Source organism: Luteimicrobium sp. NPDC057192, assembly GCF_042670205.1.
Taxonomy (GTDB): domain Bacteria; phylum Actinomycetota; class Actinomycetes; order Actinomycetales; family Cellulomonadaceae; genus Luteimicrobium.
In genome coordinates this window covers 28,099-54,346 of the sequence record NZ_JBHUWD010000012.1, presented here as the reverse complement: position 1 = coordinate 54,346, position 26,248 = coordinate 28,099, and the positions used below count along the sequence as shown (strand labels likewise).

The window sequence follows — 26,248 nt, the reverse complement described above, 5'->3', positions numbered from 1 at the left end:
GTTCTCCTTCGAGGAAGTCCTGAGGGGGGTGGGGCGCCCGGTGCGGGCGCCCCACCCGGCTAGCGCACGGTGAGGGCCGTGGCCGCGGCCGACGACGTCGCCGTCGCCGAGCCGCCGTACGTCACGGTCAGGCGGTAGGTCCCGTGGGCGAGCTTCGGGAGCCGCACGCTCGCGGTCCCGTTCTTCGACAGGGCGACCTTCGTCGACACGACCGTCTTCGTCGTCGTGGTCGTGACCTTCTTCCCGTGCTTCACGACCGTCTTCTTCACGGCGTGCGTGACCTTGACGGTCACCGAGCCCGACGGCACCACGGTCTTCACCGTCGCGGTCACCGTCGCGCGCTGGGTGTGCGTCGGGGACTTCGGCGAGACCTTCACCGACGTGCGCGACGACGTCTTGGTCACCGTGACCCTGACCGTGTCCGACGACGCCGCGAACGCCTTGTCGCCGGAGTACGCCACCGAGAGCGTGTGCGACCCGACGGCGAGGTCCTTCGCGACCGTCACGGACGCGCGCCCGCTCGAGAGCGTCGCCGACCCGACCAGACGCTTCCCGTCCGTCACGCGCACGGTCCCCGTCGGCGTCCCGCCCGCGCCGGTCACCCGGACCGTCACCTTCGGCGACGTCCCGAACGTCACCGTCGAAGGCGACACCACCGCAGCGGTCGACGTCGCCTTGAGGACGACCCCCGCGGCCGGCACGACCACCGTGTTCGCCGCCTCGACGTTGCCGACGGCGTCGACGGCCCGGTACTGGACCGTGGTCGCCGCCGCGCCGACCTTCACCGGCGAGACGTAGGTCGACCACGCACCCGACGTCCCGACCCGGTACTCGACCCGCGCCGTCCCCGCGCCCGAGTCCGCGGCGCGGAGCGTGACCGTCCGGGCCTTCGGGTCGACGGTCGCGTTGGAGATCGGCGGGGTCGCGTCGATCGCGAACGTCACCGGGCGGACCTCGGAGACGTTGCCGTCGGCGTCGGTCGCGCGCACCTCGACGGTGTGCTCGCCCTGCCCAGAGACCTGGACCGACGCCGTCGACACGGACGACGACGCCACCCAGGCGCCGCCGTCGACCCGGGTCTCGAGGCTCGCCACGCCACGGTCGTCCGACGCGGTCGCGGTGACCGTGACCGGGTCGGCGTGCCAGCCGCGGACGCCGGCGGACGACAGGTCGAGCGAGTCGATCGTCGGCGCGACGGCGTCCACGGTGTGCAGGCGCAGGAACGTCACCGAGTAGGGCTGGAAGTCGTAGCTGAAGTCGCCCGAGAGCCCGGTGAGCTCGCGGGTGACCGGGACGACCTTCGTCTTCTTCGCCTTGGTGTTGGTGTCGTCGCGCTGGCCGGTGAGGACCGTGGCGGTGCCCGTCGAGCGGATCCCGACGTCGGAGACGTGGACGGCCGTGCGGCGTGTCGTGTCGGACGTGTTGACCACCTTGACGACGAGGTCGCCGGTGGACGCGTCGCGCGTGACGTCCTGGAAGACGTCCTGCGTCGCGACGACGTCCTCGTAGTCCATCTGGAGCTCGCCGTCGAGGTAGAGCTTGATGTCACGACCGGAGACGACGACCTTGAGGTGGTAGGTCTTCCCGGTCGTGATGGTGCTGCCCTCGACCGCGTCGACCTCGCCGGCCGAGCCGCCGTCCGCCTTCTGCAGCGCCTGACGGGTGTTCGACCACCCGCCGAGGTTCCACCAGAAGAAGTTGTTCGGGCCCGTGGCCGCGAACCCGACGAGGAAGCCCTCCAACCCGGCGGTCTTCGTGGCGTCCAGCTCGAGCGTGTAGTCCGACCAGTCCTTCGTGTACGCGTCGGGGATGATCGACCGGGCGTCGGTCACCGAGGTGCTGGTCTGCGTGTAGGCGCCGTTCGACACGGCCCACGTGCCCGACTGCGGCGACCACGTCGACGGACCCGAGAAGTCGTCCGAGAACAGGGTGTCGCCGGTGTCGTTGGACGTGACCTTCACGTTGTCGTAGGACGCCGCCGTGCTCCACGTGGACAGGAAGACCCCGCCCCCGAGCGGCTCGGGCGTGACCTGCGGGCCCGTGTACGTGCTCGGGACGACGTGGTCGCCCGCGTCCAGGTTGTTCGAGAACATCTTCTGGACGTAGTAGTTCGGGCTCCCCCACGACTCGTCGTTGTCGAACCAGATCGCGTCGGGGGACCACTGCACGTAGTCCTCGTTGGACAGCAGCGGCGCGTACGACGCGAGCTGCACGACGTCCGAGTTCCGCTCGAGGCTCGTCATGTACGCGGCCTCGGTGATCGAGTTCCACAGCGTGTTGCCCTGGGAGGCGTACTCGCCGAGGAAGACCTGCGGTCCGCTGCGGTCGTAGGAGTCGTAGCGGTCGGCGTTCGCGAGGAACCAGTCGGGGCTGTTGTAGTAGTGCTCGTCGACCATGGCGACCTTCTGCTGCTTGTTGAAGGCCCAGAGGGTGTCGAAGCGCGAGCCGGAGTCGTCCGGCCCCGAGTTGGAGATGACCGTGACGCCCGGGAACGCCGCCTCGACGGCCGCGCGGAACGTCGGGAAGTTCTTCTCGAACTCGGTGTTGTTCTCCTCGTTGCCGAGCTCGATGTACTTCACGCCGAACGGCTTCGGGTGGCCCAGCGCGGCGCGCTTCGCGCCCCACTCGGTGGTGGTGTCGCCGTTCGCGAACTCGAGCAGGTCGACCGTGTCCTGGACGTAGCGCTGCACCGTGGCGGCGTCGGTCGTGCCCTTGAGGCTCGAGCCGCAGCCCTGCGCCCCGACCGTCACGACGGGCAGCGGCGTCGCGCCGAGGTCCTCGGCGAACTCGAAGTACTCGAGGTACCCGATGCCGTACGACTGGTTGTAGCCCCAGAAGTTGGCGTTCGTCGGACGCTGCTCGACCGGGCCGATCGTCTCCTTCCACTGGTACATACGCTTGCGGTCCGCGCCGCCCGACTCGGCGTACGACGGGAAGGTGCCGACGTCGGTCACGCAGCCGCCGGGGAAGCGCAGGAACTTGGGCTTGAGGTCGGCGATCTTCTGCGCGAGGTCCTTGCGCAGCACCGACTTCCCGTTGACGGGACCCACCCACGTGTCCTCGGGGAACAGCGAGACCATGTCGAGGCGCACCGTCGACGCCGCACCGGCGAGGACCGCGAGACGCGCCGCGTCGGTGGTCACGTCCGCGGTCAGCGTGACCGTGTACTTCTTCCACGTGTCCGAGCCGTCGACGGCGACCGTGCCGGTGGCGTAGGCGGCGGACCCGTCCTTGCTCTCGAGGCGGACCGCGAGGTCCTGGGCCGTCGCCGACCGCGCCCACACCGAGAAGTCGTACTTCCCGTCCTTCTCGATCGCGAACCCGGAGTTGTCGCCGGCGTTCTGGATCCCGGCGCCCGCGCCCGTGGCCGTCAGGGTGAGGAAGTAGCGGTTGTCGTCGCCCAGCCGCGCGTCGCCCGTGCCGACGGTCGCGGTCGAGCCCGCGCCCTCGCCGCGCGTGAGCGTGCTCCACGCCGTCATGCCGGTGAAGCCGCTGTTGTCCGAGCTGTTGAACTCGAACGACCGGTTGCGCACCAGCTCGGCGTAGAGGCCGCCGTCGGCCGCGTAGTTGATGTCCTCGTAGAAGATCCCGTAGAGGTCGTCGGCGACCTGGATGCTGGTCGCGTCGCCGTCGATGTCGAGGCTCGACCCGTCGGTGACCTTGACCTGCTGCACGGTGAGCTTCACGGCGTCGCCCTTCGCGCCGACGGCCAGCAGCCCGTCGGCCAGGCCGACGTACCCGTCGTCACCGGTCGAGTCCGCGGTCCGCAGGTAGACCTTGCCGCCGCCCGCGTCCGTGATCCGCAGGGGCACCGGCTCCTGCCCGACGCTCCCCATCGCGAGCGTGCCCCCCGTCCCCAGGACGACGGGGACCTCGCCGGACGCCAGCGTGACCGCCCCCTCCGAGACCTCCGTCGCGGTGAACGCGAGGGTGTTCGTCGGGCGGGTCGACGTCAGGCCGAGCCGGCCGTCCTCGGTCTGCAGGTACTGGTCGCCGTCGCCGCCCAGGAAGGTGAACGTCCCGGTCGGCACGACGTCCTTCCCGTCCGCGGCCTCGTAGGCGAAGTCGTCGAAGACCGCCGGGAAGGTCGTGCCGTCCTGCGCCGCGAGGGCGTACAGGCCGAGGTGCGTGATGTCGAACGACACCGTGACCGAGCCTGTCCGGACCCACGCCCCGGTGGTCGCGTCCCAGTAGCTCGTCGTGACGACGTCGCCCGTGCGCTGCAGGCGCAGCGTCTCCGCCTGCGAACCCGGCCGGTCGCCGAAGCTCGCGGCCGTGAACGCAGCGCCGGTCTCGATGTCGTTCTCGATCGCGATGCCCGACGGCGCCAGGCTGCCGACGTAGGTCAGCCCGGACCGGACGTAGTTGTCCAGGTCGTCGAACGCGATCAGGCCGGCGCCCTGGTAGACCTTCGCGACCGGGGCGTGGACCGTCGTGACGGCCGTGAAGTCGCCGTCGGGGACGTCGACCGAGAACACGTTCTTCGCCGTGTTCGTGGTCTGGTAGGTGTCGCCGGGCTGGGCGGTCAGCGTGAGGGATCCGGGGTTGGTCGCCAGCGACCAGGCGGACGCCGCCTCGCCCAGGATCGACCACTGGCCGCCGAGCGTGGCGTCGTCGAACGAGTCGACGACGCCGGGCAGCGAGGGCGCCGTCGGATCGGCGGGGGCGTCGGCGGCCCGGGCCGGCGCCGCGACGGCGCCGAGGGCGACGGCGAGCGCCACCCCCAGCCCGAGCGCGGCGCCGGGGCCTTTATGACGTGAACGGTGGTGTGACACGATCATCGTGCTCCTTGCGCGTGTATGGACGTGCGGAGCGTCGAGCTCGGGTCCCGCTGCTCCGTTGCAGGGTGCGCCCCGGCTCGAGGACCCCGTCTCCCGGAGGTTCCCTGGTGGCAGCCAGGGTCCGTGAGGCGGGGTCCCCTTCGTCGGGGGTCGTGCGTCCGGTCGTCCGTCCGAGGACGGGTCGGCCGGGGGTCAGGCGGCGGGTAGCGGCGCCGCGTCCGAGGGCGGCGGCGCGGGGCTCTCCTCCTTGTTCTTCTTGCGGCGGCGCTTCTGGCCGGTGGTGAGCGCGCGCTGGAGCAGCACGAAGAGCAGCAGCACGGCGCCGATGAAGACCTTCGTCCACCACGAGTCGAGGCCCTCGCGCGCGATGAGCACCTGGATCAGCCCGTACACGAGCACGCCCGCGACGGACCCGAGGACGAAGCCGCTGCCGCCCGTGAGCATCGCGCCGCCGATGACGACGGAGGCGATGGCGTCGAGCTCCATGCCGATGCCCGTGAGGTTGAACCCGGACCGCGTGTAGAAGGCGAAGAGGATCCCGGCGATCCCGGCGCACGTGCCGGAGATGACGTAGACCCACACCTTGGTGCGCGCCGCGCGCAGGCCCATGAGCCCGACCGCCTGGCCGCCGTCCCCCGCGCCCAGCCCGTACACCGTGCGTCCGAAGCGCGTGTAGTGGAGCAGGTAGACGGCGACGAGGATCACGACGAGCGCGACGACCATCGACAGGTTGATGTACCAGATGCTCGGGCCGTGCCCGAACTTGAGCCGCCACGACGCGAGGTCCGTGAAGCCCTTGTCCTCGATCGCGAGCGACTCGACGCTCACGACGTTGCACAGGCCGCGCGCGAGGAACATCGCCGCGAGCGACGCGATGAACGGCTGGATCGAGAAGTACTGGACGAGCACGCCGATGAGGAGCCCGAACACCGTCCCGACGAGCACTCCGGCGAGGAGGACCAGCGGGAGCGGCAGCCCGAGGATGAGCAGCTTCGCGACGACGAGCCCCACGAGGGCGACGACCGCGCCCACCGAGAGGTCGATACCTCCCGTGAGGATCACGAACGTCATGCCGACGGCGAGGACCAGCAGGTACGAGTTGTCGACGAGCAGGTTGGAGAACAGCCGCATGTTGACGAAGCTGCGGGTGTCCGTCGAGTACCGCGCCTGACCGATCACCAGGATCAGCACGAGCGTGAGCAGGGTGCCCGCGACCGGCAGGAAGCGCCGGTCCGCGATGCGCCTGCCCCACCGGCGCGCGACGTCCATCGCACCGCCCGAGCGGCCGGTGCCCGCGGCGCCGCCGGACGCACCACGCGACGTCGTCGCGGGTGCGGGGGTCTGGGTGCTGGTCATGCGGCCACCTCCACGGGGGCAGCGGGCGTCCGGCGTGCACGACGCACGAGCCCGGCTCGGGCACGCAGGCGGTCCGAGCCGGCGATGCAGACGACGATGAGGATGAGGGCCTTGAAGAGCGGCGTGACCTGCGTCGGCAGGTGGAAGATGACGACCGCGCGCTCGAGGGTCGACAGGATCAGCGCACCGACGACGCAGCCCGCGAGCGAGAACTTGCCGCCCTCGAGCTTGGTCCCGCCGAGCACGACGACCATGATCGCGTCGAGCTCCTTCATGAGGCCGACGTTGTTGGCGTCCGCGGCCATGGTCGGCGCGCCGTAGACGATGCCCGCGAGGCCGGCGAGCAGGCCGCAGAGCGCGTAGACGAACCAGGTGATGTTCCGCGACTTCACGCCCGCGAGGCGGCTCGCCTCCCGGTTGATGCCGATCGACTCGAGCAGCATGCCGAGCGCGGTGCCGCGGACCAGCAGGGCCACGAGCGCGAACACGCCGCCCGCGATGATCACCGGCATGGGGATGCCGAACAGGTAGCCCGCGCCGATCGCCTTGAAGGGCGGGCTCGTGACGGTCGTGATCTGGCCCTTGGTGATGAGCATCGCGATCCCGCGCCCGGCGATCATGAGGATCAGGGTCGCGATGAACGGCTGGATCCCGAGGACTGTCACCAGGAACCCGTTGAACATGCCGATGGCGAGCGCCACGACGAGTCCCAGCGCGAGGCCCGTGAGCGCGGTGGAGACGGTCGTCCCGCTGCCGGACTCGGCGATGTAGGTCAGCGAGACGGCGAGCGAGATCGCCATGACCGCACCCACGGAGAGGTCGATGCCTCCCGTCGCGATCACGAGGCACATGCCGATCGCGAGCAGCAGCGGCGTCGCGCTCTGGCGGAGGATGTCGACGATCTGCCCGAACAGGTGGCCGTCGCGGACGGTCACGTCGAGGAAGCCGGGGCTGACGATCCCGCACGCGAGGAGCAGCACGACGAGCGCGACGACCGGCCAGAACAGGCCGTGCCGGCTGAGCCGGGTGAACGTCTCGCGCAGCCGTGCGGACGGTGAGGTGGTCTCGGTGGTGACGGTGCCGGTCATGAGGCGCTCCCGCTGGCGGCGATGGTCTCGAGGACGGTGGTGGCCGTGACGTCCGGCCCGTTCGTGATCTCGCCGACCTTCTGGCGGTCACGCATGACGACGACACGGTGCGACAGACGCAGCACCTCCTCCAGCTCGGAGGAGATGAACACGACGCTCATGCCCTCGCTCGCGAGCTCCGCGACCAGGCGCTGGATCTCCGCCTTCGCGCCGACGTCGATGCCGCGCGTCGGCTCGTCGAGCAGGAGCAGCTTGGGCGCGGTCGCGAGCCAGCGCGCGAGCAGGACCTTCTGCTGGTTGCCGCCCGACAGGTTCCGGATCAGCGCGTCGGGGTTCGCGGGGTGGATCGACAGCGCCTCGATGTAGCGCGCGACCGTCGCGTCGAGCTCCTTCGCGGGCACCTTGCGCCACGCCCCGCGCTCGGCCTGCATGGCGAGGGCGATGTTCTCGCGGACCGTGAGGTCCCCGATGATGCCCTCCTTCTTGCGGTCCTCCGAGGCGAGGGCGACGCCGCGCTGCAGCGACCCCAGCGGGGTCGCGGACCGGACGCCCGAGCCGCGGACGGTGAGCGACCCGTGGTCGGCGCGGTCGGCGCCGTAGAGCAGGCGCGCGACCTCGGTGCGGCCCGAGCCGAGCAGGCCTGCGACTCCGACGATCTCGCCCTCGTACAGCTCGAGGTCGAAAGGCTCGACGGTTCCGTCGCGGCCCAGGCCGAGCGCCTGCAGGACGGGCTGACGGCCCTCGAGGTCGTGGGTCGTGGTGCGACGGGCGGCCTTCTCGATGTCCGCGAGGTCCTCGCTCGCCCGGCCGACCATCTTCGAGACGAGCTCGAGACGCGGCAGCTCCGCGGTGAGGTACTCGCCGACGAGGCGCCCGTTGCGCAGGACCGTGAGCCGGTCCGTGATCTCGTAGATCTGGTCGAGGAAGTGCGACACGAAGAGGATCGCGACCCCGTCGGCCCGGAGCTGGCGCATCACGTCGAAGAGCTGCGCGACCTCGGCCTTGTCGAGGCTCGACGTCGGCTCGTCGAGGATGAGCACCTTGGCGTCGACGACCATGGCCCGCGCGATGGCGCAGAGCTGCTGGATCGCGATCGAGTGGGAGCCGAGCATCGACATCGGGTCGAGGTCGAGCCCGAGGCGCGCGAGGTGCGTGCGGGCCGCGCGGCGGGTCGCGGGCCAGTTGACGAACGGTCCCAGCCGGACCTCGTGCCCCAGCATGATGTTCTCCGCGACGGAGAGGTTGGGGGCGAGGTTCACCTCCTGGTAGACCGTGCTGACCCCGGCGTCCTGCGCGTCGGCGGGGCCGTCGAAGCGGCGCGCGACGTCGGCCACGGTGATGTCGCCGGCGTCGATCCGGTAGACCCCGGTGAGGGCCTTGATGAGCGTCGACTTCCCGGCGCCGTTCTCGCCCATGAGGGCGTGGACCTCGCCGGGCCGAAGCGTGAGATCGACCCCGTCGAGGGCCTTGACTCCGGGGAACTCGATGGTGATCCCGGTCATCCGGACGACTGGCTCGGTGGCCGTCGTGGACGTGGTGGACATCTGTGTCTTCCGTCCTGCGGTGGTGAGCTGAGGTGTGGCGGCGGGGCCGTCGTGCGCGGCGCCCGCCGCCGACGGCGCCCCGCCCGGACCAGCCGGTGCGGGGCGCCTTGCGCGTCAGTACTTGCGCGCGTCGATGGTCTCCTGCGTGATCGTCTGGTCGAACGCCTCGTCCGGGACGATCGTGCGGGTGGGGACGTCCTCGCCGCCCACGACCTTCTTCACCAGGTCGGCGATCTGGTCGCCGTACACCGGGTTGCACTCGACGACGTAGTTGATCTTCTTGTCGTGCAGCGCCTGCAGGCCGTCACGCACGCCGTCGAAGGACACGATCTTGATGTCGGTGCCGGGCTTCTTGCCGGCCGCCTCGATGGCCTCGATCGCACCGAGCGCCATGTCGTCGTTGTGCGACACGATCATCGTCATGTCGGGGTACGCCTGGAGCGCGGCCTCGGTCGCGGCCTTGCCCTCGGCGCGCGTGAAGTTGCCGGACGCCTTGCCGACGATCTGGCTGCCGAGCTCGGCGTCGACCGGCTTCTCGCGGTCGACCTGGGCCGAGGAGCCGAGCGTGCCCTGGAGCTCGAAGATCTTCGCGTCGGCCGCGTTCTTCTTGATCCAGGCGACGGCGGTCTCGCCCTCCTTGGTGAAGTCGTTGCCGATGTACGTGGCGTAGGGGTCCGAGACGCTCGTCTTGACCGTGCGGTCGACGAGGACGACGGGGATCTCGGCGTCCTTGGCCTCCTGGAGGACCTGGTCCCAGCCGGTCTCGACGACGGGCGAGAAGGCGATCGCGTCGACGCCCTGGTCGATGAAGTCGCGGATCGCCTTGATCTGGTTCTCCTGCTTCTGCTGCGCGTCCACGAACGTGAGGTCGAAGCCCTTGTCCTTGGTGAAGGCCGCCTTGACGGACTCCGTGTTCGCGGTGCGCCAGCCGGACTCCGCGCCGAGCTGCGAGAAGCCGACGGTGATGGTGCCGCTGCCCCCGCTCCCCTTGGTGTCGTCCGAGCCGGACGAGCCGCCGCTGCACGCGGCGAGGCTCAGAGCGGCGAACGCCGCCACTGCTCCGACGACCCACCGGCGGGTGCTCTTGGTGTTCATGTCTCCTCCTTGAGATGCCCCGGCCCCCTCTGGCCGGGTGACGGTCGTCGAGCCACCGCCTCCGTTGGCGGCGCTTTGTTAGCGCTCACATGCGCCTGAGGAGAGATGTTAGCGCTCACAGAGACAGGGGTGTCAAGGGCGAGACCAAACTGTGACCCGCCGGTCAGCGGGCACCGACGGTGACGTTCGGTTCGCCGACGGTGACGCCCCGTTCGCCGACGGTGACGTTCGGTTCGCCGACGGTGACGTCACGCCCGCCGGCCGGCGAGGCACGAGCACCGACGACGACGGCGTGCCCGGCCTCATGCAGCGCCGTCGGAACTGCCCAGGCGCGGCGCGCTGGAGGGCGGACCCCGGCAGACGCCGCGGGGCCCGAGCGGCAGCGCCGCCCGGACCCCGCTGGTCCAGCCCGCTCAGGAGAGCGCGCGACCCGCCCGCCGCTTCGAGGCGACGTCGAACGCGACCGCGGCGAGCAGCACGAGGCCCTTGATGAACTGCTGCCACTCGGTCCCGAGGCCGAGGATGGTCATGCCGTTGTTGAGGATCCCGATGATGAGACCGCCGACGATCGCGCCGCCGATGGTCCCGACCCCACCGGTCACGGCAGCCCCGCCGATGAAGACCGCGGCGATCGCGTCGAGCTCGAACCCGTCGCCCGCGCTGGGCCCGGCGAGGTTGAGCTGGGCCGTGAAGACGAGGCCCGCGAGCGCCGCGAGGACGCCGATGTTGACGAACAGCAGGAAGGTGACGCGGCGCGTGTTGACGCCGCTCAGCTCGGCGGCGCGCAGGTTGCCGCCGATCGCGTAGACCTGCCGCCCGAACACCGAGCTCGCCATCACGGCGGAGTAGCCGACGACGAGGACCCCGAGGATGACGAGGACGATGGGCGTCCCCCGGTAGGTCGCGAGCAGCCACGCGATGCCGAGGATCAGGACGGCCATGAACGCGTTCTTGAGGACGAACCACGGCAGCGGCTCGAGCGACAGCCCGTTGACGGCGCGGCTGCGTCGGGTCCGGACCGCCTGGAGCACCAGGGCGACGACAGCCACCACCGCCAGGACCATCGTCAGCGGCTCGAAGTACGACGTGCCGTGCCCGAGGTCGGGAAGGAAGCCCGAGCCGATCTTGCGGAAGGCGTCGTCGAACGGCGAGATCTGCGTGTTGTGGAGCAGGATCTGGGCGAGGCCACGGAACAGCAGCATCCCGGCGAGCGTCACGATGAACGCCGGGATCTTGAAGTACGCGATCCAGTACCCCTGCCAGGCGCCGATGACCGCACCGGCGACGAGGCACAGCAGGATGGTCGCCCACCAGGGCACGCCGTGCTTGCTGTTGAGGACCCCCGCGAGGGCCCCGATCACCGCGACCACCGACCCGACGGACAGGTCGATGTGGCCGGCGATGATGACCATCACCATGCCGATCGCGAGGATGAGGATGTAGCTGTTCTGGACGACCAGGTTGGAGACGTTGCGCGAGCTGAGCGTCACGCCTCCCGTGAGGCCCTGGAAGACCAGGACGATGACGATCAGGGCGATGAAGAGCCCCACCTGCCGGAGCTGGCCCGCCAGGTACGACATCCCGGTCCGCCAGGCGTTCTCGGTCGTCGGGACCTTCGTCTCGGCGCTCATTCGTGGTCCTCTTCCTTGACTGCGGTCATGTACTGCATGAGACGTTCCGGCGTGGCCTCGGCCCGCGGGACGTCGGCGGTGACGACCCCCTCGGAGATCGTGTAGATGCGGTCGCACATGCCCAGGAGCTCCGGCAGCTCGGACGAGATCATGACGATCCCCTTACCCGCTGCGGCGAGCTGGTGGATGATCGTGTAGATCTCGTACTTGGCGCCGACGTCGATGCCGCGCGTCGGCTCGTCGAGGAACAGCACGTCCGGGTCGGTGTACATCCACTTCGACAGGACGACCTTCTGCTGGTTGCCGCCGGAGAGCTTCCCGACGATCGCGTTGACCGACGGCGCCTTGATGTTCATGTCCCGGCGGTAGCGCTCGGCGACGACGTGCTCGGCGTTGGGGTCCACCCACCCGGCGTGGGCGAGCTTGCGCAGCCCGGCGGCCGAGATGTTGCGGGCGATGTCGTCGATGAGGTTGAGGCCGTACTGCTTGCGGTCCTCGGTGGCGTAGGCGATGCCCTGCTCGACGGCGGCGTGCACGGACCTCAGGTCGACCTGCTCCCCGCGCTTGTACGCGCGTCCGGAGATGCCGACGCCCCAGCTCTGCCCGAACACGCTCATCGCGAGCTCCGTGCGGCCGGCGCCCATGAGTCCCGCGATCCCGACGATCTCCCCCGCGTGCACCCGGAGGTTCGCGTGGTCGACGACGACGCGCTCCCGGTCCGACGGGTGGTGGACGGTCCAGTCCTCGATCCGGAACAGCTCGGCACCGATGTGCGGCTCCCGGTCCGGGAACCGGTGGGTCATGTCCCGGCCGACCATCCCGCGGATGATCCGGTCCTCGGTGACCTCCGCCGACGACGCGTCGAGGGTCTCGATGGTCCGGCCGTCGCGGATGATCGTGACCGAGTCGGCGACCTTCTTGATCTCGTTCAGCTTGTGCGAGATCAGGATGGACGTGACGCCCTCGGCCTTGAGCTCGAGGATGAGGTCGAGCAGGTGGCCCGAGTCGTCGTCGTTGAGCGCGGCCGTCGGCTCGTCGAGGATCAGCAGCTCGACGTCCTTCGCGAGCGCCTTCGCGATCTCGACGAGCTGCTGCTTGCCGACCCCCAGGTCGAGGACACGAGTGCTCGGGTTGTCGTGCAGCCCCACCCTCTCGAGGTACTGCTTCGCGTCTCGTTCCGTGCGGTTCCAGCTGATCCAGCCGCGCCGTGACCGCTCGTTCCCGATGAAGACGTTCTCGGCCATCGTCAGGTACGGGCTGAGCGCCAGCTCCTGGTGGATGATCACGATGCCGGCACGCTCCGAGTCGTGCGTCGAGCCGAACCGGCACTCCTGGCCGTCGTAGACGATCTCGCCGTCGTACGTCCCGTGCGGGTACACGCCCGACAGCACGTTCATGAGCGTGGACTTGCCCGCGCCGTTCTCGCCGCAGATCGCATGGACCTCGCCGCGCCGGACCTTCAGGGTGACGTCGTCGAGCGCCTTGACGCCCGGGAACTCCTTGGTGATGGACCGCATCTCGAGGATGGTGTCCTCGGCCATGTCTCCTCCTGACCGCGGGGGGACGGGCGCCGCGCGGGCGCCCGCCCCCTGCCGGACCTGCGTCGGGCTACTTGAGGTCGTCCGCGGTGTAGTAGCCGCTGTCGACGAGCTCCTTCTGGTAGTTCGCCTTCGTGACGACGACGGGCTGGAGGAGGTACGTCGGCACGACCTTCTTGCCGTTGTCGTAGCTCTTCGTGTCGTTGATCTCGGGCGTCTTGCCCTGGAGCAGCGCCTCGGTCATGTCGACGGCCTGGGTCGCCAGCTTCCGGGTGTCCTTGAAGATCGTCGAGTACTGCTCGCCCTTGACGATGTTCTTGACGCTCGTCACCTCGGCGTCCTGCCCCGTGATGACCGGCCAGTCGGCACTGTTCGGCTTGTAGCCGCCCGCGGTCAGCGCGGACAGGATGCCGTTCGACAGGCCGTCGTAGGGCGACAGGACGCCGTCGAGCTTGACCTTGCCGCTCGAGTAGCTCTTGGCCAGCAGGTCGTCCATGCGGTGCTTCGCCGTGGCCGGGTCCCAGCCCTGGATGGCGATCTGGCTGAACCCGGTCTGCCCGCTCGTGACGACGATCGTGCCGTCGGCGATGAGCGGCTTGAGGACGCTCATGGCGCCGTTGTAGAAGAACGTCGCGTTGTTGTCGTCCGGGCTGCCCGCGAACAGCTCGACGTGCCAGGGGCCCTTCTTCCCGGTCTTGCTGCCGTTCGCGTCGAGGTAGCCGAGGCCGGTCAGGAGCGAGTTCGCCTGCTGCACCCCGACCTTGAAGTTGTCGAAGGTGGCGTAGTAGTCGACGTTCTCGTTGCCCGTGAGCAGGCGGTCGTACGCGATCACCTTCACGCCCGCCGCCTTCGCGTCGTCGAGCTGCTGGCCGAGGGCGCCGCCGTCGATCGACGCGATGATGATCACCTTCGCGCCCTTGGTGATCATGGTCTCGATCTGCTGACCCTGGGTCGGGATGTCGTTGTCCGCGTACTCGAGGTCGGTCTTGTAGCCGGCGTCCTTGAGGTACTTGACGACGTTGTCACCGTCCTGGATCCAGCGCTGGTCGACCTTGGTCGGCATCGCGATGCCGACGAGCGAGCCCTTCGTGTCGGCGCTCGAGCTGGCGTCACCACCACCCGAGCCTCCACGGCCGCTGCCGGAGCAGGCCGCCGTCGTGACCAGCAGGCCGGCGGCCACGAGGGTGACCGCCGTCTTGCGCATCGAGAACTTCACTGTTCCTCCTTGGGTGGTGCGGCACCCGAGCCGCTCGCTGCGGCGGCCCTCGCCCTGTCGGGCGGGCCACCGCGAGCGGTCGCGGGTGAGGCGTCCGGCGATGTTAACGCTCACAAGGAAGGACGTGTCAAATGGCTATCAGGCAACCTTGTTGGAGGTTGTCGGAGGCATCAGAACCGTGGCGCTCGCGCGCTGCGGTCCACGGCGACGACGTCGTCGCGTCTGGAGCCGTGGGCGGCCGCGCACCCGGTCCGGGCTCGGACGCCGCGTCGCCGGCGGGCACGCCGAACCGCCGGGGCCGCGAGGGCGCCCGGCGGACGGTGGTGACCGGGCCGCCGACGGTCTCAGACCCCGTCGGCGACCCGGTGGATCGAGGGGTCAGATGCCGTCGGCGACCCGGTGGTAGACGGCGTTCCAGCGCAGCTCGCGCTCGAACCCGCGCTGCGTCGTGGTGGCGTCGATGGTGAGGAGCTCGGTCTGCGACATCCGGGCGAGGTCCTCGAAGACCTCGACGTCCAACGCCGTCGTCATCACGGTGTGGTGCGCGGCGCCCGCGAGCAGCCAGGCCCCCGCCGACGTGGCGAGGTCGGGCTGCGGCGCCCACAGCGCGTGCCCGACGGGCAGGCGCGGCAGGTCGTGCGGGGCCTCGACGACGTCGACCACGTTGGCGACGAGACGGAACCGGTCGCGCATGTCGCTCATGGCGACGACGAGCCCCGGGCCGGCGTCGGCCTCGAACACGAGGCGCACGGGGTCCTCGCGGTCGCCGATGCCGAGCGGGTGGATCTCGAGGCGGGGACGCTTCGTGGTGAGCGTCGGGCAGACCTCGAGCATGTGCGCGCCGAGGATGAGCTCGGACCCCGGCACGAGGTCGTAGGTGTAGTCCTCCATGAGCGACGAGCCGCCGGGGAGGCCGTAGCCCATGACCTTCGCGACCCGGACGAGCACCGCGGTCTTCCAGTCGCCCTCGGCGCCGAACCCGTAGCCGTCGGCCATGAGGCGCTGGACGGCGAGGCCGGGGAGCTGACGGAGGCCGCCGAGGTCCTCGAAGCTCGTCGTGAACGCGGAGAACCCGCCTTCCTCGAGGAACGACCGCAGCCCCACCTCGATGCGGGCGCCGTAGCGCAGCGACTCGTGCCGCTCGCCGCCGGCCCGCAGCTCGGGCACGACGTCGTACAGCTCCTCGTACTCCTTGACGAGCAGGTCGACGTCGGCCTCCGACACGGCGTCCACGCGCGCGACGAGGTCGTTCACGCCCCAGGTGTTGACCGAGACCCCGAAGTGCACCTCGGCCTCGGTCTTGTCGCCCTCGGTGACGGCGACGTTGCGCATGTTGTCGCCGAAGCGCGCGAGCCGCATGCCGCGCAGCTCCCCGTACCCGGCGGCGGCACGCGCCCACGTGCCGACCTGGGCCTGGACGCGCGGGTCGGTGGTGTGCCCGACGACGACCTTGCGCGGCACGTTCATCCGGCTGAGGACGTACCCGAACTCGCGGTCGCCGTGGGCGGCCTGGTTGAGGTTCATGAAGTCCATGTCGATGCTGTCGTACGGCAGCTCGACGTTCGCCTGCGTGTGGAGCTGCAGGAGCGGCGTCGCGAGGGCGTCGAGGCCGCGGATCCACATCTTGGCGGGGCTGAACGTGTGCATCCACGCCACGAGGCCGAGGCACGCGTCGTCGGCGTTGGCGTCGAGGATCGCGCGCCGGATGGACTCGCTGTCCTTGAGCACGGGCTTCCAGACCACGCGCACCGGAACCGCGGAGGCGCCGTCGAGCGCGGCCGCGACCTGCTGGGACTGCGCGGCGACCTGGGCGAGGACGTCGTCGCCGTAGAGGTCCTGCGACCCGGTGAGGAACCAGATCTCCTTGCCCTCGAACGGGCTTCGGGGATCGCTGCTGCCGCTGGTCATGCTCGTGCCTCCTCGGCGTTCGTGGCGGGCCCGGCGGCGTCTGCGCCGCTCGCGGGACCCTGTCCGTAGACGTTCTGGTACCGGTCGTAGAGCCGGTCGACGTCGACCGGGTCGATGGGGAGCGGCTCGCCGAGCTGCCGCGAGATGTGGATCGTCCGCGCCACCTCTTCCAGCATGACGGCCGCCTTGACGGCTGCCTTGGCGTCACGCCCGACGGTGAATGGCCCGTGGTTGCGCATGAGCACCGCGGGCGACCGGGAGCCCTCGAGCGTCTCGACGATCCCGCGCCCGATCGAGTCGTCGCCGATGATCGCGAACGGCCCCACGGGGACGGGGCCGCCGAACTCGTCGGCCATCATCGTGAGCACGCACGGGATCTCCTCGGCCCGCGCGGCCCAGGCCGTCGCGTAGGTCGAGTGCGTGTGCACGACGCCGCCCAGGTCGGGCCGGCTCCGGTACACGTACGCGTGCGCCGCGGTGTCCGACGACGGGCTCCGCTCCCCCTCGAGGAGGTTCCCGTCGAGGTCGCACACGACCATGGCGTCGGGGGTGAGCTCGTCGTAGGTGACGCCCGACGGCTTGATGACGAGGAGGTCGTCCGGCCCGGGTCCGGCGGCGGGGTCGACGACGACGCGCTGCGAGACGTTGCCGGCGGTCCACACCACGAGGTCCCAGCGCGGGAGCTCGGCGTGCAGCGCGGCGACCTGCACGCGTGCCGCGTCGACCGCGGCACGGACGGCCACGGAGAAGGGGGGCCGCGTGGGCTCGGCAGTCATCGGGGGTCCTCCAGCGTCAGGATCGGGGCTGTCGCGGGCCCGGCGACGCCGGGCGCAGGTTCAGAGCGCATCGGTGGCCGCCCTCTCGACGACGAGGCCCGCCGCGTAGCGGTCGAGGAAGGTCGCGTACCCGGCGAGGTCGGCGGGGTCCGGCTCGACGACGTGGACCGCGGCCTCCGCGAACACGTGCTCGTCGAGGTAGCCGGCCAGGTCGAGGCCCGACTCGTCACCGAGGTACGACGCCAGCACCGCGATGCCCCAGGCGCCGCCCTCCCCGGCCGAGCTCCCGACGGCGACCGGCGCGCCGAGCGCGGCGGCGAGCAGCCGCTGGGCCACGCCCTGGGTCCGGAACAGCCCGCCGTGGGCGACCATCGTGTCGAGTCGGACGCCCTCGGCGTCGAGCACGCGCATGCCGAGGCTGAGCGCGCCGAAGGCGGCATAGACCTGGGCGCGCACGAGGTTGGCGAGCGTGAAGGCGCTGTCGGGGCCGCGAACGAGGAGCGGGCGCCCCTCGGTGAGGCCCGTCACGGGCTCGCCCGACAGGTAGTTGTAGGCCGTGAGCCCACCGGCGTCGGCGTCGCCCTCGAGCGCCTCGCGGAGCAGGAGCGCGAACACGGCGTCGGCGTCGGGCGCCTCGCCGGGCGCGCTGAGCTCGGCGAACCGGCCGAACAGGCCCGCCCACGCACCGAGCTCGCTCGCGCCGTTGTTGCAGTGCACCATCGCGACGAGGTCGCCCGCGGGCGTGGTGACGAGGTCGAGCTCCGGGTGCACGTGCTCGAGCGGCTTCTCGAGCACGACCATCGCGAAGATGCTCGTACCGACGCTGACGTTGCCGGTCCGAGGGGCGACGGCGTGCGTCGCGACCATGCCCGTGCCGGCGTCGCCCTCGGGCGGGCAGAGCGGGACTCCCGGCTGCAGCGCACCGGACGGGTCGAGCAGGGCCGCGCCGTCGGCGGTGAGCGTGCCGGCCTCGTGCCCGGCGAGGAGCACCTCGGGCAGCAGCTCCTCGAGGGCGCGCGCCTGGAGCTCCGGGCGGCGCTCGGCGACGAGCCGGTCGAACTGGTCGAGCATGCGACGGTCGTAGGTCTTGACGGCCGGATCGACGGGGAACATGCCCGACGCGTCGCCGATCCCGAGCACATTGCGCCCGGTGAGCCGGCGGTGGACGTAGCCGGCGAGCGTGGTGAGCGAGCGGACCTGCGCGACGTGGGGCTCGTCGTCGAGCACGGCCTGGTAGAAGTGCGCGACGGACCACCGCAACGGCACGTTGTACCCGAGCAGCTCGGTGAGCTCGCCCGCAGCGCGCTCGGTCGTGGTGTTGCGCCAGGTCCGGAAGGGGACCAGCAGCTCGCCCTGGGCGTCGAAAGCGAGGTAGCCGTGCATCATGGCGGACACGCCGAGCGCCCGGTAGGTGGTGGGCCGGACGCCGAAACGGCGCTCCGCGTCGTCGACGAGCGAGGCGTAGCAGGCCTGCAGGCCCGACCACACGTCGTCGAGCGAGTAGGTCCAGTACCCGTCCTCGAGCCGGTTCTCCCACGCATGGTCGCCGCTCGCGAGCGGCGTACCGTCGGGCCCGACGAGGCACGCCTTGATCCGGGTCGAGCCGAGCTCGATGCCGAGCGTGGTGCGGCCTGCGACCAGGGCCTCGCGCGCCTCCGGGGCGGTGCCGGCCGTCGCCTGCGCCGACGGGTCGGGCGTCTGTGCCATCCGAGCGTCCTCTCGCGTACCGCCGCGGCGACCGTGCCGCGGCGCTGACCGCCCAGAAGCACCTGTTAGCGCTCACATTCCAGCGGTAGGGAGATGTTAGCGCTCACACCGGGCGCCCTGTCAACAGCGCGCCCGACCCACGGTCAGGACGCGCGCGGCGGCCCGCTGCTGGCACGCAGGACGAGCATCGGCTCGATCAGCAGGCGCCCGACCTGCGCGCCCTCGATCGCCTCGGTCAGCGCCTGCAGGCAGCGCCGCCCGAGCGACACGAACGGCTGGCTCACGGTCGTCAGCGACGGCACGAAGTACGCCGCGCCGTCGATGTCGTCGAAGCCGACCACCGACACGTCGCCGGGCACGTCGACGCCCTGCTCCCACAGGGCGCGCAGGACGCCCAGCGCGAGCTGGTCGTTGGCGGCGAAGACCGCCGTCGGGCCCTCGCCCGCACGCACGCGGCGCCCCAGCCGCCGCGCGGCCTCGTAGCCCGAGCGGGCCGACCAGTCGCACCGGACGACCTCCGGCACCTCCCGGCCCCGCTCCTCCAGGGCGTCTCGCCAGCCGCGCTCGCGCTGACGGGCGTCGAACCAGTCGACCGGGCCCGCGAGATGGACGACCGTCTCGTGCCCGAGGTCGAGCAGGTGCTGCGTCGCGCGGTACGCGCCGAGGTGGTGGTCGACGGCGACCGTGATGGTCCCGGAGCGCACCGGCTCGGTGTCGAGCGCGGCGATCATGACCACGGGCAGCCCGGTCTCGATCGACTCGACCGCGGCGGCGACGTCCTCCTGCGGCGCGATCACCACGATCCCCTCGACCGCCTGGCTCATGAAGTGGTCGAGCGCGTCGCGCAAGCGCTCGTGCTCGAAGCTGCGGACCGACGCGAGCGAGACGAAGTACCCGCGCTCGCGCGCCGCCTCCTCGATCGCGACCGCGGTGCTCGTCGGCCCGTAGAGCGCCGAGCCGGTCGTGAGGATCCCGATGGTCCGGGTGCGGCGGGTCACGAGGGCCCGCGCGGCGCTGTTGCGGCGGTACCCGAGCTGGGCGATCGCGTCGAGGACGCGCGCGCGGGTCTCCTCGCGCACGCTCGGGTGGTCGTTGAGGACCCGTGACACGGTCTGGTGCGAGACGCCCGCGACCTGCGCGACGTCCGCCATCGAAGGCAGGCGGCCGCCCGCCCGCGACTTCCCCGCCGTCTCGGCCATGTCAGCCCTCCGCGCGCGGCGCGTACGCGGCGGCGATCTCGGCCGAGCGGGCGTGCGCGGCCTCGAGCGCGTCGAGGAACGCCGCCCGTACGCCGCCGGCGTCGAGCCGTCGCAGCGCCCGGACGGTGGTCCCGCCCGGCGAGGACACCTTCTCCCGCAGGATCGCCGGGTGCTCGCCCGTCTCGTCGAGCAGGCGGCCCGCGCCCAGCACGGTCTGCGTCGCGATCTGCAGGGCGACCTGGCGCGTGAGCCCGAGCAGCACCCCCGCCTCGGCCAGCGCGTCGACCAGGTAGAACACGTACGCCGGACCGGAGCCCGAGACCGCCGAGACCGCGTCCTGGTCCTTCTCCGCGACGCGCACGACGAGCCCGGTCCCCGCGAGCAGCCGCTCCACGAGCGCGAGGTGCTCGTCCGCCGCGTGGGCGCCGGGGCTGATCGCGGTCACGCCCGCGCCGATCTGCGCGGGCGTGTTCGGCATCGTCCGGACGACGGCGGTGCCCGTGGGGAGCGCGGCCTCGAACGCGGCCGTCGGCAGCCCGGCCACGAGGCTCACGACGACGACGCCCGGCTCGAGCGCGCCACCGACCTCCGCCAGGAGTGTCACCACGTCCTTGGGCTTGACCGCCACGAGCACGACACCCGCGCCGCGGACCGCCTCGACGTTGTCCGTCGTGGTCGAGACGCCGTGCGCCTGCTCGAGCTGTGCGGCGCGCTCCGCCCGCCGCACGGTCGCGACGACGTCGTCCGCGGACCACCCGCCCGCGAGCGCCCCGGCGAGCACGGCCTCTCCCATGACGCCCGTGCCGAGGACGGCGAGGCGGGGCGTGCTGCCGGGTGCGAGGGAGTCGGTCACGGTCGTTCCTCCGGAGGTGCTGCGCGGGACGTGCGGGGCGGGACTGGTCACAGGGGGAACGCGAAGTAGAAGGAGCGGACGGCGTCCGCGGGCCCGGAGGCGTCGAAGACCGCGGTCCCGTTGCTCCACACGACCTGGGCGTTCCCGTCCGATCCTGGCACGACGGCGTACGTCCCTGCCTTCTTGCCGCGCACGACGACGTCGCCCGACGCGCTCGGCTCGGCGCCCTTCCCCGTACGGGCGGCCGCGGCACCGGCGGCCTCCGCGGCGGTCTCGTACTGCCACGCACCGACCGTGATCTTCGTGTCGGCGCCGTCGTAGGGCCCGGCGTAGGTGACGACCCAGGCCTCGATCGCGGAGCCGGCGCCCGCGGGCCGGGTGGCCGTGCGCGCCCAGGGTCCGACGAGCCCCGGCGTGGCCTGGACGAACGCCGTCGCGCCGGCCGGCAGCGCCGCCGGCTGCGCCGTCGGGCTCGGGCCGGGCTGCGTCACCGTGACGGTGGGGGCGGGGCTCGCGTCGGACCGGGCGAGGCCGGGCCACGCGAAGGCCAGGAAGAGCACGACCAGGATCGCCAGCAGCCCCGCCGCGACCCCCACGGCGATCCTCCGCCGCACGTACACCCGGCGGTCGATCCGGCCGTGCCGACGGTCGATCGATCTCGGTCGGACGTCGTTCTGGCTGGGGTGGTTCACTCCGGCACCTTCCGTTGTCCCGACGGTCGCTCGGTCAGCACCCCCGTGTGCGACCTGGCCGTCAGCGTAGTGTCCGCACGCCGCGGGTGTGGGAGGGGGTCGCTAGCGTGGCGGCCGTGACCACCACCAGCGCCCGCGCCGCGCGCTCCCAGGCGAAGGCAGCCCGCCCCGCGTTCGCGTGCACCGAGTGCGGCTGGACGACGGCCAAGTGGGTCGGGCGCTGCGGCGAGTGCCAGGAGTGGGGCACGGTCGCGGAGGTGGGCGCGGCCGGCGTCGGTCCGCGGACGGTCGCGGTGGCCCCGACGCGCTCGACGGCGCGCGAGATCGCGCAGATCGAGGTCGACGCCGCGCGGCACGCCCCCACGGGGGTCGGCGAGCTCGACCGCGTGCTCGGGGGTGGTCTCGTCCCCGGTGCGGTCGTCCTGCTCGCGGGCGAACCCGGGGTGGGCAAGTCGACCCTGCTCCTCGCCGTGGCGTCGAACGTGGCCCGCGGGGTGTCCCGGGACGACGGCGCCGGGCGCCCGGCGCGCGTCCTCTACGTCACGGGCGAGGAGTCGGCGGGCCAGGTCCGGCTGCGGGCCGAGCGGATCGGAGCCCTGGCCCCGGGCCTGCTGCTCGTCGCCGAGACCGACCTCGCGACCGTCCTGGGCCACGTCGAGCGCGAGGATCCCGACCTGCTCGTGCTCGACTCCGTGCAGACCGTGGCCTCCGCCGAGGTCGAGGGTTCGCCGGGCGGTCCGAGCCAGGTCCGCGAGGTCGCGGGCGCGATCATCGCGGCCGCGAAGTCGCGCGACCTGCCCGTCGTGCTCGTCGGCCACGTCACCAAGGACGGCTCGGTCGCCGGCCCGCGGACGCTCGAGCACCTCGTCGACGTCGTGTGCCAGTTCGAGGGCGACCGTCACTCGCGTCTTCGCCTCGTGCGCGCCGTCAAGAACCGGTACGGCCCGACCGACGAGGTCGGCTGCTTCGACCTGTCGGAGACCGGGATCGTCGGGCTGCCCGACCCGAGCGGCCTGTTCCTGTCGAGCGCCGGGGCGGGCGTCGCGGGCTCGTGCGTCACGGTCACGCTCGAGGGGCGCCGTCCGATGGTCCTCGAGGTGCAGGCGCTCGTGGCGCCGAGCGCGCTCGCCAACCCCCGGCGGGCGGTCAGCGGGATCGACTCGTCGCGCCTCGCCATGAACCTCGCGGTGCTCCACCGGCACGTGGGCCTGCGCGTCATGGACCAGGACGTCTACGTCTCCACCATCGGCGGCGCGCGGGCCGGCGAGCCGTCGGCCGACCTCGCGGTCGCGCTCGCCGTGCTGTCGGCCCGGCAGGACACCCCGCTGCCCGCCGGGACCGTCGCGTTCGGCGAGGTCGGCCTGGCCGGAGACCTGCGCCCCGTCGTCGGTCTCGAGCGGCGCCTCGCGGAGGCAGCCCGGCTCGGCTACACGCGCGCCGTCGTGCCCGCCGCGGCCGCGCTGGGCGACGGCGCGCTGCCCCCGGGCATGAAGGTCGCGCGCGTCGGCTCGCTGCGCGAAGCGCTCGCGGCCGCGACCGCCTCATGACGCCGTGCAGACCCGCCGCAGACCCGCGGGCGTTCCTCCGGCGCCCCCCGGGCGCCCCGGCGTAGGATTCGTCCGTGGCGCCGACCCCTCCCTCGACCGATCTCGTCCTGCGCGAGACGCTCGCCGCCGTCGCCCCCGGGACGGACCTGCGGGACAGTCTCGAGCGCATCCTGCGCGGGCGCACGGGCGCCCTGATCGTGCTCGGGCTCGACAAGACCGTCGAGGCGATGTGCTCGGGCGGCTTCGTGCTCGACGTCGGGTTCTCCGCGACGCGCCTCCGTGAGCTGTCGAAGATGGACGGCGCCGTGGTCCTCGACCGGGACGCGAGCCGCATCCTCCGGGCGGCGGTCCAGCTGCTCCCCGACTCGAGCATCGAGACGAGCGAGTCCGGCACGCGCCACCGCACCGCCGAGCGCGTCGCCAAGCAGACGGGCTTCCCCGTCATCTCGGTGTCGCAGTCCATGCGGATCGTCGCGCTGTACGTCGGGAACGTCCGGCACGTGCTCGAGGACTCCGACACGATCCTGTCCCGCGCCAACCAGGCCCTCGCGACGCTCGAGCGCTACCGTTCGCGTCTCGACGAGGTCTCCGGCACGCTGTCCGCGCTCGAGATCGAGGACCTCGTCACGGTCCGCGACGTGTGCGCGGTCGTGCAGCGGCTCGAGATGGTGAGCCGGATCGCCGACGAGATCGCGGGCTACGTCATCGAGCTCGGCACGGACGGCCGGCTCCTCGCGCTCCAGCTCGACGAGCTCGTCAGCGGCATCGGCTCCGACCGCGACTCCGTGATCCGCGACTACGTCGACCTGTCGCGCGCACGCAGCCTCGCGAACGTGCAGCGCGAGCTCGGCGCCCTGAGCTCGAACGAGCTGCTCGACCCGTCGAGCATCGGCAAGGTCCTCGACCTCCCCGGCGCGGGCGACGCGCTCGACACCGCGGTCGCGCCCCACGGCTTCCGGCTCCTCTCCAAGGTGCCGCGGCTCCCCCAGACCGTCGTCGACAGGCTCGTGTCCCACTTCGGCGGGCTGCAGAAGCTGCTCGCCGCGAGCGTCGACGACCTCATGCAGGTCGACGGCGTCGGCGAGCAGCGCGCCCGTGCGGTGCGCGAGGGGCTGTCCCGCCTCGCCGAGTCGAGCATCCTCGAGCGCTACGTCTGAGCGGGAGGCGTCGCGCCGCGGCGTCTCACCGTCGTCCGCGGCCCGTTCAGTCCCGCACGGCCGACGTGCTCGTGGGCTGTCCCGTGGGCTTCGTCGTCGCCCGTGACGTCGGCGTGCCGTCCGACGTCGCCTTGCCGGAGGACCGCTTCCCTTCGGTCGCCCCGGTCCCGCTCGGTGTCTTCGTCCCGCTCGGCGTCGGCGTGCCTCCCGGCGTCGCGCCCGACGTCGGGGTCGCGCCCGCCGGCGTCGTGGGGGTGCTGCCGGGCGTCGTCGTGGGGGCCGGGTCGGGCTTCGGCGCGAGCGTGAGGGGCGCCGGGGCGCTGGTCACGCCGAGCAGCGTCGACGAGACCGTGTAGTCGCCCGCCCCGACCGTGCGCCGGGTCGCCGCCGAGGTGGCGCAGTGCGGCGCGGAGGGCGTCCGCTGCCACGTGACCTTCTGGCTGTCGACGTCGCCGGGCCCGAGCAGCAGGAGCCGCTGGGTCGCGGGCGCGCAGTCCGCGGACGACCACACCCGCGCGCCGCCCTTCGACACGACGACGGCCCGGGCCGCGTCGGACCCGTCGACCACGCACGACGTGCTCCCGACGTTGCGCACCTGGACGGTGAAGGTCACGTCCTTGCCCCACATGAAGAGGGGCGTGGTCGGCACGACGCTCGTCGCGACCTCGGCGGACGTGCAGTCGGCGGCGGGTCCACCGGTCGTGGTCGACGCCGTCGCGGGGGTCGGGTCGCTCGCGCCGGTGACGACGGGGTCGGCTCCCCCACCGAGAGCGCTCGAGACCGCGGGGACGACGGCCTTGACCACGAGCACGCCGACCACGACGAGGAGCCCGACCAGCGCGAGCGCGACGACGCGGCGCAGCCAGAAGACCGCGTGCGGCGGGCGGCGCGGACCTGACCCCCCGGGCGCGGCGGGCCGCACGCCACCGGCGCGCGTCGCGGTCGACGTGCGGGACGTCACGGGCCGCGGCGCGTCCCGCGCGGGCCGGGGCCGCCCGGTGCTCGAGGGCTGACGCCCGCTCCCGGGTGCGCGCGAACCGCCTGACGGCGATCCCCGTCGCGGGTCCCGGTCGTCCCCCGGGGGCTTGGTCACAGCGCGTCCTCCTCGTCCTCGGGCCCAACCTATGCGCTCGGGCGGACCTCCCCGACCAGGCGCGCCCGGCGGGCCGGGTGCTGCCTCACGACGCGGCCCGCGGGAGCCCCGTCGCGACGGAGAATGGGGTGGTGACCACCCCGACCGACACCTCCGACGCCCTGCGTGACGCGGTGGTCGCCTGGTTCGACGACACGGCACGCGACCTCCCCTGGCGCGCGGCCGACCGCACCCCCTGGGGCGTGCTGGTGAGCGAGACGATGCTCCAGCAGACGCCCGTGGTGCGGGTCGAGCCGGTGTGGCGGACGTGGCTCGAGCGCTGGCCGACGCCGGCCGACCTGGCGGCGGCCCCGACCGCCGACGTGCTGCGCGCCTGGGGCCGGCTCGGGTACCCGCGCCGTGCGCTGCGGCTCCAGGAGTGCGCACGGGCGCTGGTCCGGGACCACGGCGGCGAGGTGCCCGACGACGAGGCCGCGCTGCGCGCCCTGCCCGGTGTCGGCGAGTACACGGCGGCCGCGGTGCGGGCGTTCGCGTTCGGGCGGCGCGCCGTCGTCGTCGACACGAACGTGCGCCGGGTCCTGGCCCGCGCGGTGGCGGGCGAGGCTCTCCCGCGGCCCACGCCGACGGCCGCCGAGCGCGCTCTGGCCGCGGACCTCGCGCCGTCGTCGGACGAGGACGCGGCGCGCTGGGCCGCCGCGTCCATGGAGCTCGGCGCGCTCGTGTGCACGGCACGGGCGCCGGAGTGCGCCGCGTGCCCCGTCCGGGACCTGTGCGCGTGGCGCGCCGCCGGGCACCCGCCGGACGCGCACGCCGCGAGACGACGCACGCAGCCCTGGCACGGGACCGACCGGCAGGTCCGCGGGCGGCTCATGGCGCTCCTGCGCGATGCGTCCGGCCCGGTCGAGCGCGAGCGGCTCCTCCTCGTCGCGGACGACACCGCGCAGGTGGGACGGTGCCTCGCGAGCCTGGTCGAGGACGGGCTCGCCGAGACGCCGCCCGGCGAGCCGGACCTGTTCGCCCTCCCCGCCTGACCCCCGCCCGCCGACGTCGTCGTCCGCGCGGGCAGC

General features: G+C 72.3%; 18 protein-coding genes. 3 read left to right on the top strand and 15 right to left on the bottom strand.

The window, feature by feature from the left end:
• Positions 1–59: 59 nt before the first annotated feature.
• The 14 genes from ACFT5B_RS07960 to ACFT5B_RS07895 form a co-directional block, all read right to left on the bottom strand.
• A complete protein-coding gene (locus ACFT5B_RS07960) occupies positions 60–4,781 on the bottom strand; it encodes an alpha-L-arabinofuranosidase C-terminal domain-containing protein (RefSeq protein ID WP_386797456.1) in 4,722 nt (1,573 codons plus the stop codon).
• A gap of 192 nt (positions 4,782–4,973) precedes the next feature.
• Complete coding sequence (locus ACFT5B_RS07955) at positions 4,974–6,137, bottom strand: sugar ABC transporter permease YjfF (protein ID WP_386797455.1); 1,164 nt, start codon at positions 6,135–6,137, stop codon at positions 4,974–4,976.
• On the bottom strand, positions 6,134–7,225 hold the full coding sequence (locus ACFT5B_RS07950; RefSeq protein WP_386797454.1) for an ABC transporter permease: 1,092 nt from the start codon (positions 7,223–7,225) through the stop codon (positions 6,134–6,136). Before ACFT5B_RS07950 ends, ACFT5B_RS07955 begins: the two co-directional genes overlap by 4 nt.
• Positions 7,222–8,769 carry a sugar ABC transporter ATP-binding protein gene (locus ACFT5B_RS07945; protein ID WP_386797453.1) on the bottom strand — a complete coding sequence of 516 codons (1,548 nt, stop codon included), beginning with the start codon at positions 8,767–8,769 and terminating at the stop codon, positions 7,222–7,224. The genes ACFT5B_RS07950 and ACFT5B_RS07945 overlap by 4 nt, the downstream gene beginning before the upstream one ends.
• A 114-nt stretch (positions 8,770–8,883) precedes the next feature.
• The gene (locus tag ACFT5B_RS07940; RefSeq protein WP_386797452.1) at positions 8,884–9,864 is read right to left on the bottom strand and encodes an ABC transporter substrate-binding protein; all 981 of its coding nucleotides are present in this window, start codon (positions 9,862–9,864) and stop codon (positions 8,884–8,886) included.
• A 413-nt stretch (positions 9,865–10,277) separates the two neighbouring features.
• On the bottom strand, positions 10,278–11,495 hold the full coding sequence (mmsB, locus tag ACFT5B_RS07935) for a multiple monosaccharide ABC transporter permease (protein ID WP_386797451.1): 1,218 nt from the start codon (positions 11,493–11,495) through the stop codon (positions 10,278–10,280).
• The gene (gene mmsA, locus ACFT5B_RS07930) at positions 11,492–13,036 is read right to left on the bottom strand and encodes a multiple monosaccharide ABC transporter ATP-binding protein (RefSeq protein ID WP_386797450.1); all 1,545 of its coding nucleotides are present in this window, start codon (positions 13,034–13,036) and stop codon (positions 11,492–11,494) included. The genes mmsB and mmsA overlap by 4 nt, the downstream gene beginning before the upstream one ends.
• 67 nt (positions 13,037–13,103) lie before the next feature.
• Positions 13,104–14,237, bottom strand: a complete 1,134-nt coding sequence (chvE, locus tag ACFT5B_RS07925) for a multiple monosaccharide ABC transporter substrate-binding protein (RefSeq protein ID WP_386797473.1) — start codon at positions 14,235–14,237, stop codon at positions 13,104–13,106.
• Positions 14,238–14,627: 390 nt separating this feature from the next.
• On the bottom strand, positions 14,628–16,157 hold the full coding sequence (gene araA, locus ACFT5B_RS07920) for an L-arabinose isomerase (RefSeq protein ID WP_386797449.1): 1,530 nt from the start codon (positions 16,155–16,157) through the stop codon (positions 14,628–14,630).
• Positions 16,154–16,933, bottom strand: coding sequence for an L-ribulose-5-phosphate 4-epimerase (locus ACFT5B_RS07915; protein WP_386797448.1), 780 nt, complete (start codon positions 16,931–16,933; stop codon positions 16,154–16,156). The genes araA and ACFT5B_RS07915 overlap by 4 nt, the downstream gene beginning before the upstream one ends.
• Before the next feature lie 60 nt (positions 16,934–16,993).
• Entirely contained in the window at positions 16,994–18,640 is a 1,647-nt protein-coding gene (locus ACFT5B_RS07910; RefSeq protein ID WP_386797447.1) for a xylulokinase, read from the bottom strand.
• A 143-nt stretch (positions 18,641–18,783) separates the two neighbouring features.
• On the bottom strand, positions 18,784–19,839 hold the full coding sequence (locus ACFT5B_RS07905; protein WP_386797446.1) for a LacI family DNA-binding transcriptional regulator: 1,056 nt from the start codon (positions 19,837–19,839) through the stop codon (positions 18,784–18,786).
• Position 19,840: 1 nt separating this feature from the next.
• The gene (gene proC, locus ACFT5B_RS07900; RefSeq protein ID WP_386797445.1) at positions 19,841–20,692 is read right to left on the bottom strand and encodes a pyrroline-5-carboxylate reductase; all 852 of its coding nucleotides are present in this window, start codon (positions 20,690–20,692) and stop codon (positions 19,841–19,843) included.
• Positions 20,693–20,739: 47 nt separating this feature from the next.
• The gene (locus ACFT5B_RS07895) at positions 20,740–21,384 is read right to left on the bottom strand and encodes a hypothetical protein (RefSeq protein ID WP_386797444.1); all 645 of its coding nucleotides are present in this window, start codon (positions 21,382–21,384) and stop codon (positions 20,740–20,742) included.
• 116 nt (positions 21,385–21,500) lie between these two features.
• Here ACFT5B_RS07895 and radA point away from each other — a divergent pair, with 116 nt between their 5' ends.
• Both radA and disA read left to right on the top strand, forming a co-directional pair.
• A complete protein-coding gene (radA, locus tag ACFT5B_RS07890; RefSeq protein ID WP_386797443.1) occupies positions 21,501–22,931 on the top strand; it encodes a DNA repair protein RadA in 1,431 nt (476 codons plus the stop codon).
• Between the two features lie 74 nt (positions 22,932–23,005).
• Positions 23,006–24,088: a DNA integrity scanning diadenylate cyclase DisA gene (gene disA / locus ACFT5B_RS07885; RefSeq protein ID WP_386797442.1), complete on the top strand. Its 1,083-nt coding sequence runs from the start codon at positions 23,006–23,008 to the stop codon at positions 24,086–24,088.
• Positions 24,089–24,134: 46 nt separating this feature from the next.
• Here disA and ACFT5B_RS07880 read toward each other — a convergent pair whose 3' ends face one another.
• Positions 24,135–25,049 (bottom strand): hypothetical protein, encoded by a 915-nt coding sequence (locus ACFT5B_RS07880; protein WP_386797441.1) that lies wholly within the window; start codon positions 25,047–25,049, stop codon positions 24,135–24,137.
• A gap of 263 nt (positions 25,050–25,312) precedes the next feature.
• Between ACFT5B_RS07880 and ACFT5B_RS07875 the strand changes: the two genes are divergently transcribed.
• Positions 25,313–26,212: an A/G-specific adenine glycosylase gene (locus ACFT5B_RS07875; RefSeq protein WP_386797440.1), complete on the top strand. Its 900-nt coding sequence runs from the start codon at positions 25,313–25,315 to the stop codon at positions 26,210–26,212.
• Positions 26,213–26,248 lie beyond the last annotated feature (36 nt).